General features: G+C 53.0%; 11 protein-coding genes. 8 read left to right on the top strand and 3 right to left on the bottom strand.

What is annotated here, in order from left to right:
- From tyrB to DSD31_RS24130, 4 genes are all read left to right on the top strand, one after another.
- A complete protein-coding gene (tyrB, locus tag DSD31_RS24145) occupies positions 1-1,194 on the top strand; it encodes an aromatic amino acid transaminase (RefSeq protein ID WP_065905666.1) in 1,194 nt (397 codons plus the stop codon).
- Between the two features lie 282 nt (positions 1,195-1,476).
- Positions 1,477-2,190, top strand: a complete 714-nt coding sequence (gene aphA, locus DSD31_RS24140) for an acid phosphatase AphA (protein ID WP_004856476.1) — start codon at positions 1,477-1,479, stop codon at positions 2,188-2,190.
- 145 nt (positions 2,191-2,335) lie between these two features.
- Complete coding sequence (locus DSD31_RS24135; protein ID WP_004856477.1) at positions 2,336-2,752, top strand: secondary thiamine-phosphate synthase enzyme YjbQ; 417 nt, start codon at positions 2,336-2,338, stop codon at positions 2,750-2,752.
- 3 nt (positions 2,753-2,755) lie between these two features.
- The gene (locus DSD31_RS24130; RefSeq protein WP_004856479.1) at positions 2,756-3,112 is read left to right on the top strand and encodes an MmcQ/YjbR family DNA-binding protein; all 357 of its coding nucleotides are present in this window, start codon (positions 2,756-2,758) and stop codon (positions 3,110-3,112) included.
- Here the strand turns inward: DSD31_RS24130 and uvrA are convergent, their stop codons facing one another.
- On the bottom strand, positions 3,113-5,938 hold the full coding sequence (uvrA, locus tag DSD31_RS24125) for an excinuclease ABC subunit UvrA (RefSeq protein WP_004856481.1): 2,826 nt from the start codon (positions 5,936-5,938) through the stop codon (positions 3,113-3,115). It lies immediately after the preceding gene.
- 246 nt (positions 5,939-6,184) lie between these two features.
- Between uvrA and ssb1 the strand changes: the two genes are divergently transcribed.
- Positions 6,185-6,712, top strand: coding sequence for a single-stranded DNA-binding protein SSB1 (gene ssb1 / locus DSD31_RS24115; protein ID WP_004856483.1), 528 nt, complete (start codon positions 6,185-6,187; stop codon positions 6,710-6,712).
- 97 nt (positions 6,713-6,809) lie between these two features.
- Here ssb1 and DSD31_RS24110 read toward each other — a convergent pair whose 3' ends face one another.
- Positions 6,810-8,360 (bottom strand): MltF family protein, encoded by a 1,551-nt coding sequence (locus DSD31_RS24110; protein WP_015585363.1) that lies wholly within the window; start codon positions 8,358-8,360, stop codon positions 6,810-6,812.
- Positions 8,361-9,037: 677 nt separating this feature from the next.
- Here DSD31_RS24110 and DSD31_RS24105 point away from each other — a divergent pair.
- Positions 9,038-11,299 (top strand): TonB-dependent siderophore receptor, encoded by a 2,262-nt coding sequence (locus DSD31_RS24105; protein WP_015585362.1) that lies wholly within the window; start codon positions 9,038-9,040, stop codon positions 11,297-11,299.
- Between the two features lie 65 nt (positions 11,300-11,364).
- Here the strand turns inward: DSD31_RS24105 and DSD31_RS24100 are convergent, their stop codons facing one another.
- Positions 11,365-11,718 (bottom strand): helix-turn-helix transcriptional regulator, encoded by a 354-nt coding sequence (locus DSD31_RS24100; RefSeq protein WP_099144730.1) that lies wholly within the window; start codon positions 11,716-11,718, stop codon positions 11,365-11,367.
- Between the two features lie 598 nt (positions 11,719-12,316).
- Between DSD31_RS24100 and bamA the strand changes: the two genes are divergently transcribed.
- Together bamA and iraM are read left to right on the top strand one after the other, a co-directional pair.
- Entirely contained in the window at positions 12,317-14,740 is a 2,424-nt protein-coding gene (gene bamA, locus DSD31_RS24095; RefSeq protein ID WP_065905670.1) for an outer membrane protein assembly factor BamA, read from the top strand.
- 292 nt (positions 14,741-15,032) lie between these two features.
- Positions 15,033-15,383, top strand: a complete 351-nt coding sequence (gene iraM, locus DSD31_RS24090) for an anti-adapter protein IraM (RefSeq protein WP_004856494.1) — start codon at positions 15,033-15,035, stop codon at positions 15,381-15,383.
- The last annotated feature ends 8 nt before the right edge of the window (positions 15,384-15,391 follow it).

Genomic DNA, 15,391 nt, shown 5'->3' with positions numbered 1-15,391 from the left:
GTGTTTCAAAAAGTTGACGCCTACGCTGGCGATCCCATTCTCTCCTTGATGGAGCGTTTCAAAGAAGATCCGCGTAGTGACAAAGTAAACCTTAGCATCGGCCTCTATTACAACGAAGACGGGATTATCCCGCAGCTACAGGCGGTTGCTGAAGCGGAAGCGCGTCTTAACGCTCAGCCGCACGGCGCCTCGTTGTATCTACCGATGGAAGGGCTGAACGCTTATCGCAACGCGATTGCCCCGCTGTTGTTCGGTGCAGAACACCCGGTGCTGGTGCAAAAGCGCGTCGCCTCTATTCAGACGCTGGGCGGTTCCGGCGCATTGAAAGTGGGTGCCGATTTTCTAAAACGCTACTTCCCGGGTTCTCGCGTTTGGGTCAGCGACCCGACCTGGGAGAACCATATCGCCATATTCGAAGGGGCTGGCTTCGAAGTAAGCACTTACCCTTGGTTTGATAACGAGACCAACGGCGTGCGTTTTGATGCGCTGCTGGCGAAACTGCAGACCCTGCCTGAGCGCGATATTGTGCTGCTACATCCGTGCTGCCATAACCCGACGGGCGCCGATCTGAATCATGCCCAGTGGGATCAAATCGCCGAGGTGCTGAAAGCGCGCAACCTGATTCCTTTCCTCGATATCGCCTATCAGGGCTTTGGGGCGGGAATGGATGATGATGCTTACGCGATTCGCGCGATCGCCCACGCCGGCATACCGATGCTGGTCAGCAACTCCTTCTCGAAAATTTTCTCGCTGTACGGTGAGCGCGTGGGCGGCCTGTCGATCGTTTGCGAAGACACAGAAACCGCAAACCGCGTGCTGGGGCAACTGAAGGCGACCGTCCGTCGCAATTACTCCAGCCCGCCGAACTTTGGCGCTCAGGTTGTCGCGACCGTATTGAATGATGCGGAGCTGAAAGCCTGCTGGCTGGCGGAAGTCGAAGAGATGCGTTCGCGTATTCTGGCGATGCGTCAGGAGCTGGTGAATGTCCTGAAAGAAGCGCTACCGGGCGTCAATTTTGACTACCTGCTCAAACAACGTGGGATGTTCAGCTACACCGGCCTGAGTGCGGCACAGGTTGATCGTCTGCGTGAAGAGTTTGGCGTGTATCTGATTTCCAGCGGCCGGATGTGCGTGGCGGGTCTCAATTCACGTAACGTCCAGCGCGTCGCGCAGGCATTTTCTGCCGTTATCTAATTTTCCGCGAATATCATGTCCTTTCCCGTCTGCGGGAAAGGACTACTCCCTTCCGAAGTGTGATCATTCTCTTTTTCTATGACATCTGAGCAGAAAATTCTTTTCATCGGCGAAGGCCGGGGTTAAGGTCAGGGTCCAGTAATAAGCAGCCACATTATTGAAAATTATAACGATTCGACGACTCATACGCACCGTCATCCGCGCTGTATCGCGACGGCTGCCTCAGGCGCCTTGCGGCCAGCAAAGCGGCAGTTGGCAGGATGACGCTTAAAAGGGATAACTATGCGCAAGATAACTTTGGCCTTTAGCGCCTTCTGTTTACTTTTCACGTTAAATCACTCGGCAATCGCCCTGGAGTCTTCTCCGTCACAATTAAATCCAGGTACCAACGTCGCCAGACTGGCTGAGCAGGCGCCTGTTCACTGGGTTTCCGTCGCACAGATTGAAAACAGCCTGTTGGGTCGTCAGCCGTTTGCCGTGGGTTTTGATATCGATGACACCGTTCTGTTTTCCAGCCCAGGTTTCTGGCGCGGCCAAAAAACTTTCTCTCCCGGCAGCGATGCTTACCTGAAAAACCCGGAATTCTGGGAAAAAATGAATAACGGTTGGGACGAATTCAGCATGCCAAAAGAGGTGGCGCGCCATCTGATTGCGATGCATGTGAAGCGCGGCGATAGCATTTATTTCGTTACCGGGCGCAGTCAGACCAAAACTGAAACGGTCTCGAAAACGCTGCAGGATGATTTCCTGATACCGGCGGCAAACATGAACCCGGTTATTTTTGCCGGCGACAAGCCGGGGCAGAATACGAAAGTCCAATGGCTGAAAGAGAAGAATATTAAGGTCTTCTACGGGGATTCCGATAACGACATCTCTGCCGCGCGTGATGCCGGGGCTCGCGGCATTCGCGTACTGCGCGCGTCAAACTCGTCATATAAACCTCTGCCGATGGCCGGAGCGCAGGGTGAAGAAGTGATCGTCAATTCAGAATACTAATTTCACCTTCTGCGCAAATGTGTCAGAAGCGAAAGCGGCAGCCTCCGGGCTGCCGCTTTTTTGTACGAAAAAGCGCGTGGGGAGGTTTTACCTTTTCGCTTATTGCTGCACACTTAGAGAGATTCATTCGCAACAGGGGTCGTTTATGTGGCATCAACAAACTTTGACGTTAGGCGCAAAATCTCGCGGTTTTCATCTGGTAACTGACGAGATCCTCGGCCAGCTCCACGCGCTGTCGCGCGTCAAAGTCGGTATGTTGCATCTGCTGCTCCAGCACACTTCCGCTTCCCTGACGCTTAACGAAAACTGCGATCCGACCGTCCGCTACGACATGGAGCAGTATTTTCTCAACGCGGTGCCGGATAATGCGCCGTACGAACATGATTATGAAGGTCCTGATGATATGCCGTCGCATATCAAGTCGTCGATGCTTGGCGTCTCCCTGTTGCTGCCGGTGCAGGACGGGCGCGTCAGTCTGGGGACCTGGCAAGGGATCTGGTTAGGGGAACATCGTATTCACGGCGGTTCGCGGCATATCGTTGCGACGCTCACGGGGGAATAACAGATGACAATTTCGGAGTTATTGCTGTACTGCATGGCAAAACCGGGCGCAGAGCAAAGCGTGCACAGCGACTGGAAGGCCACGCAGATTAAAGTGTCGGACGTGCTCTTTGCATTAGTGAAAGAAGTGGAAGATAAGCGGCCAGCCGTGTCGCTGAAAGCCAGTCCGGAGCTTGCCGAACTGCTGCGGGAACAGCATGTGGATATCCGCCCCAGCAGACATCTGAATAAAGCCCACTGGAGTACGGTCTTTCTTGATGGGTCTTTGCCGGATTCGCAGATTTACTACCTGGTGGATGCCTCCTACCAGCAGGCGGTACGGCTGCTGTCGGAACCAACCCGACAGCAGCTTTCACGGTGATTAGCTCAGCAAGGGTTTGAGGAAGCGCGCGGTGTGCGAGGCTTCGCACTCTGCAACGGTCTCTGGCGTACCGGAGACGAGGATTTCACCGCCGCCGCTGCCGCCTTCCGGCCCAAGATCAACGATCCAGTCCGCCGTTTTGATGACATCCAGGTTGTGCTCAATGACCACGATGGTGTTGCCCTGATCGCGCAGCTGGTGCAGAACGTCCAGCAGCTGCTGGATATCGGCAAAGTGCAGCCCCGTCGTCGGCTCATCGAGAATATACAGCGTCTGGCCGGTGCCGCGTTTTGACAGCTCGCGCGCCAGCTTCACGCGCTGGGCCTCGCCGCCGGACAGCGTCGTGGCGGACTGGCCGAGACGAATATAGGTCAGGCCGACGTCCATCAGCGTTTGCAGCTTACGCGCCAGCGCCGGAACGGCATCAAAGAACTCACGCGCTTCTTCAATGGTCATATCCAGCACTTCATGAATGGTCTTGCCTTTGTACTTAATCTCCAGCGTTTCGCGGTTATAGCGCTTGCCTTTGCACTGGTCACACGGCACATAAATATCCGGCAGGAAGTGCATTTCGACTTTAATCACGCCATCACCCTGGCAGGCTTCACAGCGCCCGCCGCGGACGTTAAAACTGAAGCGCCCAGGCGTATAGCCGCGTGAGCGCGATTCCGGCACGCCGGCAAACAGTTCACGTACCGGTGTGAAGACGCCGGTATAGGTTGCCGGGTTTGAGCGCGGCGTACGGCCGATCGGGCTCTGGTCGATATCGATGACCTTATCGAAGTGTTCCAGCCCCTGCACATCGCGATATGGCGCAGGTTCGACGATGGTGGCGCCGTTGAGCTGACGCTGGGCAATCGGGAACAGCGTATCGTTAATCAGCGTTGATTTACCTGAACCGGAGACCCCGGTGATACAGGTAAACAGGCCGACCGGCAGCGTCAGCGTCACATCCTTCAGGTTGTTACCGCGCGCACCGGTGAGCCTGAGCACTTTTTCCGCGTCGGCAGGCACGCGCTGCTTCGGTACTTCAATCTTGCGTTTGCCGCTCATGTACTGCCCGGTCAGGGATTCTGGCACCGCCATGATCGCGTCCAGCGTTCCTTCAGCCACGACCTGGCCGCCGTGTACCCCGGCCCCTGGGCCGATGTCGATGACGTGGTCGGCGGCGCGGATGGCGTCTTCATCATGCTCGACGACAATCACCGTATTGCCCAGATTACGCAGATGAACCAGCGTGCCGAGCAGACGTTCGTTATCGCGCTGATGCAGGCCGATGGACGGCTCATCCAGCACATACATCACGCCGACCAGGCCGGCGCCAATCTGGCTTGCCAGGCGAATACGCTGGGCTTCACCGCCGGAGAGCGTTTCTGCCGAACGGGAGAGCGTCAGGTAGTTCAGGCCGACGTTGACGAGGAATTTCAGGCGATCGCCAATCTCTTTCAGCACTTTCTCCGCAATTTGCGCCCGCTGGCCGGACAGCTTCAGATTGGTGAAGAAATCCATCGCGTGGCCAATGCTCATGTCAGAGATGGTGGGCAGCGGCGTATTTTCGACAAAGACGTGGCGGGCTTCGCGGCGCAGACGGGTACCGTCACAGCTGGCGCACGGGCGATTGCTGATAAATTTCGCCAGCTCTTCGCGCACCGCGCTGGATTCCGTCTCTTTGTAGCGGCGTTCCATATTATGCAGCACGCCTTCGAACGGGTGACGGCGTACTGAAGTATCGCCACGGTCGTTCATGTATTTGAATTCAATATTCTCTTTGCCTGAACCGTACAAAATGACCTTCTGTACGTCGGCGTTCAGGGTGCCCCACGGCGCCTCGATATCGAACTGATAATGCTCTGCCAGCGACTTCAGCATCTGGAAGTAGTAGAAGTTACGGCGATCCCAGCCGCGAATGGCGCCGCCCGCCAGCGACAGCTCCGCATTCTGGATAACCCTGTCGGGATCGAAGTACTGCTGAACGCCCAGACCATCACAGGTCGGGCAGGCGCCTGCCGGGTTGTTGAACGAAAACAGACGAGGTTCCAGTTCACGCATGCTGTAGCCGCAAATCGGGCAGGCAAAATTGGCGGAGAACAGCAGCTCTTCCGCTTTTTCATCGTCCATATTGGCGACAACGGCGGTACCGCCGGAAAGATCCAGAGCGGTTTCAAAGGATTCGGCCAGACGCTGGGACAGATCGTCACGCACTTTGAAGCGATCGATCACCACCTCAATGGTGTGTTTCTTTTGCAGTTCCAGCTTCGGTGGATCGGAAAGATCGCAGACCTCGCCGTCGATCCTCGCGCGGATATAGCCCTGGCTGGCTAGGTTCTCCAGCGTTTTGGTGTGCTCGCCTTTACGTTCTTTAATGATTGGCGCCAGCAGCATCAGGCGCTGGCCTTCCGGTTGCGAGAGCACGTTGTCGACCATCTGGCTGACGGTCTGTGCGGCCAGAGGAACATCATGGTCCGGGCAGCGCGGCTCGCCGACGCGCGCGTACAGCAGGCGCAGATAGTCGTGAATTTCGGTAATGGTCCCCACCGTAGAGCGAGGGTTATGGGACGTTGATTTCTGTTCAATGGAAATCGCCGGCGACAGCCCTTCGATATGATCGACGTCCGGCTTCTCCATTAGCGACAGGAACTGGCGCGCATAGGCAGAGAGTGATTCAACGTAGCGACGTTGCCCTTCGGCATACAGTGTGTCGAAAGCCAATGAGGATTTGCCTGACCCTGACAGCCCGGTGACGACAATCAGTTTGTCGCGTGGGATGACGAGGTTGATGTTTTTGAGATTATGGGTGCGGGCGCCCCGAACTTCGATCTTATCCATTCACCTTTCCCGGTAGATACGCGGATTGCCTGGTTTGTTAGAAGGACAAACGGCAGAAACGGCTAATTATGACACAATTTAACCTGTTTGAATATACAGTATCGGAATGCATTTTCCTGCGGGGTGTGCAAAAATGTCTTACCGCGAGAGTTATCTGGAACATACTTCCCAGCTATCAACATAGCGCCTGGAAATGGTACACTCGCGCGTTTACACTATTAAGAAACGCATTCAGGAGACACAAACATGGCCAGCAGAGGCGTAAACAAGGTGATTCTCGTCGGTAATCTGGGCCAGGACCCGGAAGTACGCTACATGCCGAGTGGTGGCGCAGTTGCCAACATTACGCTGGCTACTTCCGAATCCTGGCGTGATAAAGCGACCGGTGAGATGAAAGAGCAGACTGAATGGCACCGCGTTGTGCTGTTCGGCAAACTGGCGGAAGTGGCCGGCGAGTATCTGCGTAAAGGTTCTCAGGTCTATATTGAAGGCCAGCTGCGTACCCGTAAATGGACTGACCAATCTGGTCAGGAAAAATACACCACCGAGATCGTGGTTAACGTTGGCGGCACGATGCAAATGCTCGGCGGTCGTCAGCAGGGCGCAGGCGCTCCGGCAGGCGGCGGTCAGCAGCAGGGCGGTTGGGGTCAGCCTCAGCAGCCGCAGGGCGGCAACCAGTTTAGCGGCGGCGCACAGTCTCGTCCGCAGCAGCAGGCACCGGCAGCACCTTCTAACGAACCCCCGATGGATTTCGATGACGATATCCCGTTCTAAGACCATCCTTAGACACTGCCGTTAAAGCATAAGAAAAAGCCCCGTTTTGGGGCTTTTTTATGTCTGCTCTCTCCGCGTATCCAGCGATGCGACCGCCTCACGGCGTGGCGGGAGCGCTCTGTTCCGCGGCGGGCGCTGCCGCGCCGCTGGAGTGGGCCGTGGCTTTTTGCTTCCGCGCCATCTCATCGACGATCAGCCGATAGGCAATGTAGTACTTATAGATATTGCTGACGTAAGTGACGGTCTCGGAACCGATCTTCTCCGCGGCCAGATATTCCACATTGCCAAACCAGATATCAGGGTTAAAACCGCGCTTGCTGGTTTCTGTCCGCAGGCGGGCGATACGGGCTGGCCCGGCGTTATAGGATGCGAATGAAAAGAGCGCTTTGTCGAGTCGGGTCATCGGCTCGTCGCCATAGTAATGGTCGATCATCCAGCGCATATATTTCACCCCGGCATGGATATTCGGATCCAGCTTGCTGATATCTCCGACCTTCAGCTCTTTGCCGGTCCGCGGCATCACCTGCATAACGCCGATGGCGCCCACGTGGCTACGAACCGACTGATTGAGGCGCGATTCCTGATAACCCTGGGCCGCCATTAACAGCCAGTCAACGTCATATCGATCGCCGTATTTACGGAAGATATCCACCATCGCCAGAAATTTCTGCCGTTCCTTCTGCGCGGCGGCATTTTTGACATATTTCGCGTTCTTCAGATAGCGCAACAGGATGGTATTTCCCAGCTTGCTGCCCTGACCGTTAGCCTTCACAAAGTGGTTTAGCGAGGCGAGAAGCTGCGGGCTGTTTTTACGTACCGCCCAGCCGATGCTGGCATCTTTACGCAGGACAATGTCCTGATGCACCTCAATTTTGGGAAAAACTTGTTTCCAGAACAGAGCCTTATGACGATCGACGACCGTCAACGGAATAAGGCCAGCGCTGAGCATTTCTATCAGGTCCTCATCTTCGAGCGATTCCGGAGCGGCTGCGATAATAACCGGCGGACGAGATTCTTTCGCAAAGTGGGCATTCAGGGCGACCAGGCTTTGGTAATAGCTTGATGACTGACGAACAAATACCTCTTTGCCAGAAAGTTGTTCCAGGTTGGCGACTTCCGGTGAACCTGGCCCGGAGAGCAGGAGCTCCTGAACATTGGAATAGAGCGGTATCGTGAAGTCAGCCTGCTGCTGCCGCTCCTCGGTAACCGTAAGATTTGCGGCGACGATATCTCCTTTGCCGGCAACGAGTGCGCTGAAAAGCTGGTCGCGGGCCACCGGGACGAAAATGATCCGTACCTTGAGATGGCGATGTTTGAGCTTTTTCTCCTTCATCAACTGTTGATTAAGGCTGCGTTCGTACTCAATAAAGATGTCATGCGTTGCCCCGCGCTGGGTGCCTTTGTCGATAAAGAAAAAGGTTTTGCTGTAAGTGGTTAACACTCTGATGACGCGTCTGTCGAGCATACCGGGGAGATCGCCTTGCCAGGGCTTCTGCATCTCTTGCGTATTGAGTTCCAGCGCCTCTCGTTTTTCCTGAGGCGGTGGTTTCTTTTCCCCAACTGCCGCATAAACGGAACCGGCAAACAGCAGGGCAATAAGGCAGGCAAAGCTGGCGATAGCGGGTCGTTGAAATGAGAGGATGTTCATGGAGAGAGGCTCCGCAGGTGCATCCCTTTATTTTAGTCAACTCTGGGGGGGTTAGCCTGTTCGTTTTCCCGACCGCGCGGGGAGACATCGCCGGTTGTGTCAGAGGCGAGCGCGACTTTTGTGCTGCAAAAAGAGAGACTCTTTGCCTCGATTCTGGCAGGCATATTGCTGGGCGGGCTATGCTCTCTGTTGTGGGGTATTCATTTTATTTTTATAAAGGGATCAGCAGCCATAAATGATTATGGAGATAATATGATTGAATAATGTTTTTTTTATGTTGTTGTAAGTGTTGTTATTAATTATTTGAGTGTCTTGAGAATATTGTTTGTAATTTATCCTGTTGTTTTATTTGTTATATTTTAATCTGTTTCCGCTGTTTTACATTATCAGCTTGATAATGAATCTCATTTCTAATAACGTGATAACGCACAATAATCATCTCTAAGGCTGATCGAAAGACGCTATCTAAGAATAGTGCAGGCGCGTATTTTTCATTTTTGACAGGGTGAGATTTTATATTTTGGCCACAGGCTAGTTATATCCCGTTCATTCTCCGGGAGGGCCTTGCTATGCCAAAACCAGGCATGAAGTTGTTCGCATGAAAATGATTGCCGCTGTTTATCTCAGGATGAAGGAGGCGCGCCCCGACAGCAAAAAAAGAAAACAGGGCATACTCCATGAAACGAAACTCACACTACTCGCTGGCCGTGCTAATTCATCTGGCTATCTGGGGCGCGGCGCTACCCGCGCAGGCCGCCGACAGCAGCATACCGGAAGAGGCAAAGGACGCCGACAGCGCTGCGGCCAAAAACGAAGAGACGATGGTCGTGACCGCTGCCAGACAGACCTTACAGGCGCCGGGCGTTTCAACGCTCACGGCTGACGAAATACGCAAACACCCGCCGGCACGCGATATCTCCGAACTGATTCGTACTCAGCCGGGGGTGAACCTCACCGGCAACTCGACCAGCGGCCAGCGCGGGAATAACCGGCAGATCGATATCCGCGGTATGGGACCAGAGAATACGCTGATCCTGATCGATGGTAAGCCGGTGACCAGTCGCAATTCGGTACGCTATGGCTGGCGCGGCGATCGCGATACGCGTGGCGACACCGGTTGGGTTCCCGCGGAGATGATCGACCACATTGATGTGATTCGCGGCCCAGCGGCGGCGCGCTATGGCAACGGCGCAATGGGTGGCGTCGTGAATATCATCACTAAGCCTGTGAATAATGAATGGCATGGCTCCTGGAATACCTACATGAATGCGCCTCAGCACCGAAAAGAGGGGGCGACGAAGCGGACGAACTTCAGCCTTGAGGGGCCGATGTCGGACAGCGTGAGTTTTAATTTATGGGGCAATCTGAGTAAAACCCAGGCTGATGCCCAGGATATTAACGCCGGCCATGAGGCGGAGCGGACCGGCAGCTATGCCGGATCTTATCCTGCCGGGCGTGAAGGGGTGGTGAACAAAGATATCCACGGTAAGCTGCGCTGGGAATTTGCCCCCATGCAGGCGCTGGAGTTTGAAACCGGCTATAGCCGCCAGGGCAACCTCTACGCGGGCGATACGCAGAACACCAATACCAGTACGCTAGTGAAAAGCATGTACGGTAAAGAGACCAACCGAATTTACCGTCAGACCTACGGCCTTACCTGGACCGGAGGCTGGGACAACGGCGTTACCAGCAACAGCTATGCGCAGTATGAACATACCCGTAACTCCCGTATGAATGAAGGTCTGGCGGGCGGGACCGAGGGCATCTTCTCCAGCAGCGAATTCTCGGATATCGATCTGGCGGACGTTCTGCTGCACAGCGAGGTCAATATTCCGTTTACCCTGGGCGTTGAGCAGAACCTGACGCTGGGCACCGAGTGGAATCAGCAGCGTATGAAAGATGGCGTGTCGACCACCCAGGCGCTCTCTTACGGCGCCATCGACGGTATTTCGACCTCCGGCCGCACTCCTTACAGCAGCGCCGAAATTTTCTCGCTGTTTACGGAAGATAATATCGCGCTAACCGAGAGTACGATGCTGACGCCGGCTCTGCGTTTTGACCATCACAGCCTCGTCGGTAATAACTGGAGCCCGTCGCTTAATCTGTCGCAGGGACTGAGCGACGACTGGACCCTGAAGCTCGGCATTGCCCGCGCCTATAAAGCGCCGAACCTCTATCAGCTTAACCCCAACTATATTCTCTATAGTAACGGCCAGGGGTGCTACGCCAGCAGTTCGGCTTGTTATCTGATGGGAAATAGCGATCTGAAGGCGGAAACCAGCGTTAACAAAGAGATTGGTCTGGAATACAAGCACGAAGGCTATCAGGCGGGGATAACCTGGTTCCGTAACGACTACCACAATAAAATTGAGTCCGGGTATTCAGCCGTCGGTACGGCGAGCAATGGAACAACGAATATTTATCAGTGGGAGAACGTCCCCAAAGCGCTGGTGGAGGGGCTGGAAGGTTCGCTTAACCTGCCGGTGAGTGAAACGGTCAACTGGAGTAATAACCTGACCTGGATGTTGCAAAGTAAGAACAAGACGACCGGCGATCGCCTGTCGGTGATTCCGCAGTTTACCCTTAACTCTACGCTCGGCTGGCAGGTCCGCGACGATCTCTCGTTGCAAAGCACTTTTACCTGGTACGGGCGGCAGAAACCTAAGCGTTTCAATTACAAAGGTGAGGCGGTATCCGGTAGTGAGCTGAACGAAGTGAGTCCGTACAGCATCGTCGGGCTGAGCGCGACCTGGGATGTGAACAAAAATCTGAGCCTGACCAGCGGCGTGGATAACCTCTTTGATATACGCCACTATCGTGCCGGGAATGCACAAACGACCGGGAACGCGACCACCGGCGCCTATTTATACGGTGCCGGGGCGGAGACCTATAATGAGTCAGGGCGGACCTTCTATGTCAGTGTAAATACACATTTCTGATCCTGTTCTGCCTGGCCGGGAACATTGCGCTGTTCCCGGCCTTTTATTTTTATCGCCAGGAAACATTATCCAGATTGTTCATTGATGCGCCGGCGAAACTGCGTGGGAGTGACCGAATAATACCTCTTAAATGTCCGGTTAAATGCGCTGATGTCTTCATATCCGGCCATAATACAAATATCGACGATACGGAAAGCCGGCTGCACCTGTAATAAATCACGGCATAGCGACATGCGCTGTTGCCTGATATATTCCATCGGCGACATATTAAAATGATGGCGGAACAAACGAAAGAGGTGCCACTCGGAATACCCGGAAAACGCGCTGAGTGCATTGACCGTGAGTTTTTTCTCGAGGTTGTTTTTTATCCAGCGCACCAGTTCGTTGAGAACGGACTGCTGGATCTCATTTCTACGCATGATTCATGCTCATTCCAGGACCGGGCCCCTCCATCACGTGGCGGGAGGGCTGCAGGCGGCCAGGTAAATGCCTCACCCTCCATGGTAAGGCGCCACTACTTTACTTTTTTGATATAACGCTTGATGTGCTTTGATGTTCCCATAAGCCTCTCATACTCTATTCTGCTATTTTGAGGAAAATATGAAGAATGCATACAAATTGACACCCGCAACCCTTGCGGGTACTACGGAGCGTTACTGCATAATTTATTCAATATCTCTTCATTTTAAGTTCGGTATTTCAGGGTAAATTTCCGGTGTTCCTGGTTTATCCCAGAGAGCATCATTCCTGACAAGATCATTCCCCCTTTCACCCCATTAGAAAGGGGGCTTTTTGTTTTATACCTTACAGTCATTGTGCGCTCTCATTCGGTTATCAGGTTGCTGCTCAGACTAATTTATTCGAACGAAGTTCCGTTAAGTTTTATTTTTTTCTCCAGCCAATAACATCCATTTTTTCTCCATTGTTTCGCCATAATGAAGTGTAATTCTGCGCGTTGCTTACGCAAATCCCAGCAGAATTCTGCTATCGCCAAATATCTCTTAGACGAAAACGTCCATGCTAAAGAAAATAAATATCATTGCCGGGTTATTAATGTCTCCCTTAACACTTTATGCATCAACAACGTACACAATTGATGATATTCGTTTTGAAGGGTTGCAGCGCGTGACGGTAGGGGCCGCGCTATTAAGCATGCCCATCCATGCCGGAGAACCGGTATCTAATGATGATATTAGCGAGTCGCTACGCGCTTTATATGCCAGCGGTAATTTTGAAAATGTCCAGATCCTGCGCGATGGCACGACGCTGGTGGTACAACTTAAAGAGCGTCCGACGATCGCCAAATTAAGTTTTTCGGGGAATAAAGCGGTGAAGGATGATGCCCTGAAGGACAATCTGGCAGCCAGCGGCGTCGAAGAAGGAAGTGCATTAGATCGTAATGCTCTCAGTGAAATAGAAAAAGGATTACAGGATTTCTATTATAGCGTCGGGAAATACAGCGCGCAGGTTCATGCTGTGGTCACGCCGCTGCCGCGAAACCGCGTCGATTTAAAGTTTGTTTTTCAGGAAGGTATCGCCGCGACGATTGCCCAGATTAATATTATCGGCAATAAAGCCTTCCGCGAGGAAACGCTACTGGACCAGCTGCAGCTGCGTGATCATGTTCCGTGGTGGAACGTGATTGGCGACAAGAAATATCAGAAACAAAAAATGGAAGCAGACCTGGAAACCCTGCGTAGTTATTATCTCGATCGTGGCTATGCGCGCTTTGCTATTAACTCCAGTCAGGTCAGCATCACACCGGATAAAAAGTCGCTGTATCTTACGGTCAATCTCTCTGAAGGCGAGCGCTATAAAGTCACCAGTACGCGGGTGAGCGGTGAGATGGCCGGGCACACGCAAGAGACAGAAGCGCTGGCGCAGCCTCTGTCGGGCAAATGGTACAGTGGAGCCGACATTACCGCCGTTGAAAACAGCATCAAAAAACGCTTTGGTAAATATGGCTATGCCTGGCCCCAGGTGAATACCCGTACGGAAATTGATGAGGCCAACAAAAGTGTGACTCTACATATCAATGTTGATGCCGGACGTCGTTATTCCGTGCGCCAGATCCGTTTTGCCGGCAATGATACTTCGCGTGACGCCGTCTTGCGTCGTGAAATGCGGCAAATGGAGGGGGCGTGGCTCAACGACGAAAAAGTACAGCAAGGGAAAGAGCGGCTGGATCGTACGGGCTTTTTTGAAACGGTGGATAAAGAAATCACCCCGGTTGCCGGGAGCCAGGATCAGGTCGACGTGATCTATAAAGTGAAAGAACGTAACACCGGTTCGTTTAACGTGGGCCTGGGATTTGGGACAGACAGCGGCATCAGCTATCAGCTTGGCGTCACTCAGGATAACTGGTTAGGCACCGGCAACAGCGTGAGTTTTAACGGCACGCGTAACAGCTACCAGTCCTATGTTGAACTGGGCGCCACCGATCCCTATTTTACCGTTGATGGCGTCAGCCTGGGCGGGAAAATTTTCTACAACAGCTACGATGCCGCCGATGCAGATGCCGGGAGCTATAACCAGCAAAGTTACGGGCTGGGGAGTAATCTTGGCTTCCCGATTAGCGAGAATAACTCGCTGAATGTGGGTATTGATTACGTCCATAACTACCTGACGAACATGGATCCGGAGCTGACGACGTGGAATTACCTTAATTCGCGAGGTATTTATCCGAACGTGGTCACCAAAGATGGTGACAGCGGGGCGAAGTATAGCGCCAACGACATTTTTGCCAGTCTGGGCTGGAGCTACAACAATCTCGATCGCGGTTTTTTCCCTCGTTCCGGCAATAAAAGCAGTCTGAGCGGTAAAGTGACCGTGCCGGGATCAGACAACAGCTACTACAAACTCACCCTCGATACCACGCAATATCTCCCTCTTAATGAAGGGAAAAGCTGGGTCTGGATGGAGCATCTGAAAGCAGGTTATGCCGGCGGTCTGAACGGGAATTCGGTTCCGTTTTACGATAACTTCTATGCCGGAGGGTCGTCGTCAGTGCGGGGGTTCTCTTCCAATACGATTGGTCCAAAAGCAGCCTACTATCGCTGTAACGGGACTGAAAGCAGCTACAGTCACTGCCCGGTTGAAAGCTCTTCGGATGCGGTGGGCGGAAATGCCATGGCGGTTGTGAATAGCGAATTTATTATTCCGACGCCGTTTATTAATGATAAATATGCCGACAGTTTACGTACCTCGCTGTTCGTCGATGCGGGGACGGTATGGAGTACGTCATGGCAAAATACCGCTCAGACGCAGGCTGCCGGGATCCCTGACTACGGCGACCCGCTGCATATTCGTATGTCGGCAGGGATTGCCGTGCAATGGATGTCGCCGCTGGGGCCGCTGGTCTTTTCCTGGGCCGAACCATTTAAAAAATATGATGGCGATAAAGCGGAGCAGTTTCAGTTTAATATCGGGAAAACCTGGTAAATATCCACAAATAATGCGATGGGTTGATGACAACCCGTCGCGTCCTTTTTAACTGTAGCCGGCACATCGCTCATCCGCGTATTGTAAATTTATACCCGGCGCAATGTAGAATTATGTATTTATATTCTTAATGCCTACGTATTTTATATTAGTTCTCCGCTGACTATTTATCTGTTCATTGACAGCTCATCGTGATTTTACATCATAATGTTGCCGGGAGGGCTTGCGGATAATTATAATCTTTGCTATGACTATCTACGTGGCTATTTCCCGGAAAGCACAAGGACGCGACATGAAATGGACAATTCAGAATACAATTATCTGCCCACATTCTGGTGTGGCATTTTCAAGCATCTCGAGATTGCGCTTTTTAAAATTTATCATATGGTATGAAGCCGATATTCTGTTGCTTCCCGGGGAATCCATGAAACTGTATTCCTCGAAAGTATTAGTTAATGGAAAATATCATTATATTAAGGTCTATAATATTTCAACCTACAGCCATGCACAATGGGAAGCCTTAAGGGAAAGGCCATCCTGCCCCTATGATTTCGGGGCTACCACGATAGAGGGTTGCTGTTATCAGCCGCATTGTGCGATTAAACGTTGCCCTGGCAGTTTCAAGCACCACGCGTTGTGCTAACGAAACCC

The organism is Klebsiella sp. X13, from assembly GCF_003323835.1.
In the GTDB taxonomy this organism is placed as follows: Bacteria; Pseudomonadota; Gammaproteobacteria; order Enterobacterales; family Enterobacteriaceae; genus Klebsiella; species Klebsiella ornithinolytica.
Note: the sequence above shows the minus strand (reverse complement) of the source record. Positions and strands in the feature narration are given on the sequence as shown.

Coding starts and splice junctions, on each gene's coding strand:
- aphA (WP_004856476.1), top strand. CDS start 1,477: ATGCGCAAGATAACTTTGGCCTTTAGCGCCTTCTGTTTACTTTTCACG.
- DSD31_RS24135 (WP_004856477.1), top strand. CDS start 2,336: ATGTGGCATCAACAAACTTTGACGTTAGGCGCAAAATCTCGCGGTTTT.
- DSD31_RS24130 (WP_004856479.1), top strand. CDS start 2,756: ATGACAATTTCGGAGTTATTGCTGTACTGCATGGCAAAACCGGGCGCA.
- uvrA (WP_004856481.1), bottom strand. CDS start 5,938: ATGGATAAGATCGAAGTTCGGGGCGCCCGCACCCATAATCTCAAAAAC.
- ssb1 (WP_004856483.1), top strand. CDS start 6,185: ATGGCCAGCAGAGGCGTAAACAAGGTGATTCTCGTCGGTAATCTGGGC.
- DSD31_RS24110 (WP_015585363.1), bottom strand. CDS start 8,360: ATGAACATCCTCTCATTTCAACGACCCGCTATCGCCAGCTTTGCCTGC.
- DSD31_RS24105 (WP_015585362.1), top strand. CDS start 9,038: ATGAAACGAAACTCACACTACTCGCTGGCCGTGCTAATTCATCTGGCT.
- DSD31_RS24100 (WP_099144730.1), bottom strand. CDS start 11,718: ATGCGTAGAAATGAGATCCAGCAGTCCGTTCTCAACGAACTGGTGCGC.
- bamA (WP_065905670.1), top strand. CDS start 12,317: ATGCTAAAGAAAATAAATATCATTGCCGGGTTATTAATGTCTCCCTTA.
- iraM (WP_004856494.1), top strand. CDS start 15,033: ATGAAATGGACAATTCAGAATACAATTATCTGCCCACATTCTGGTGTG.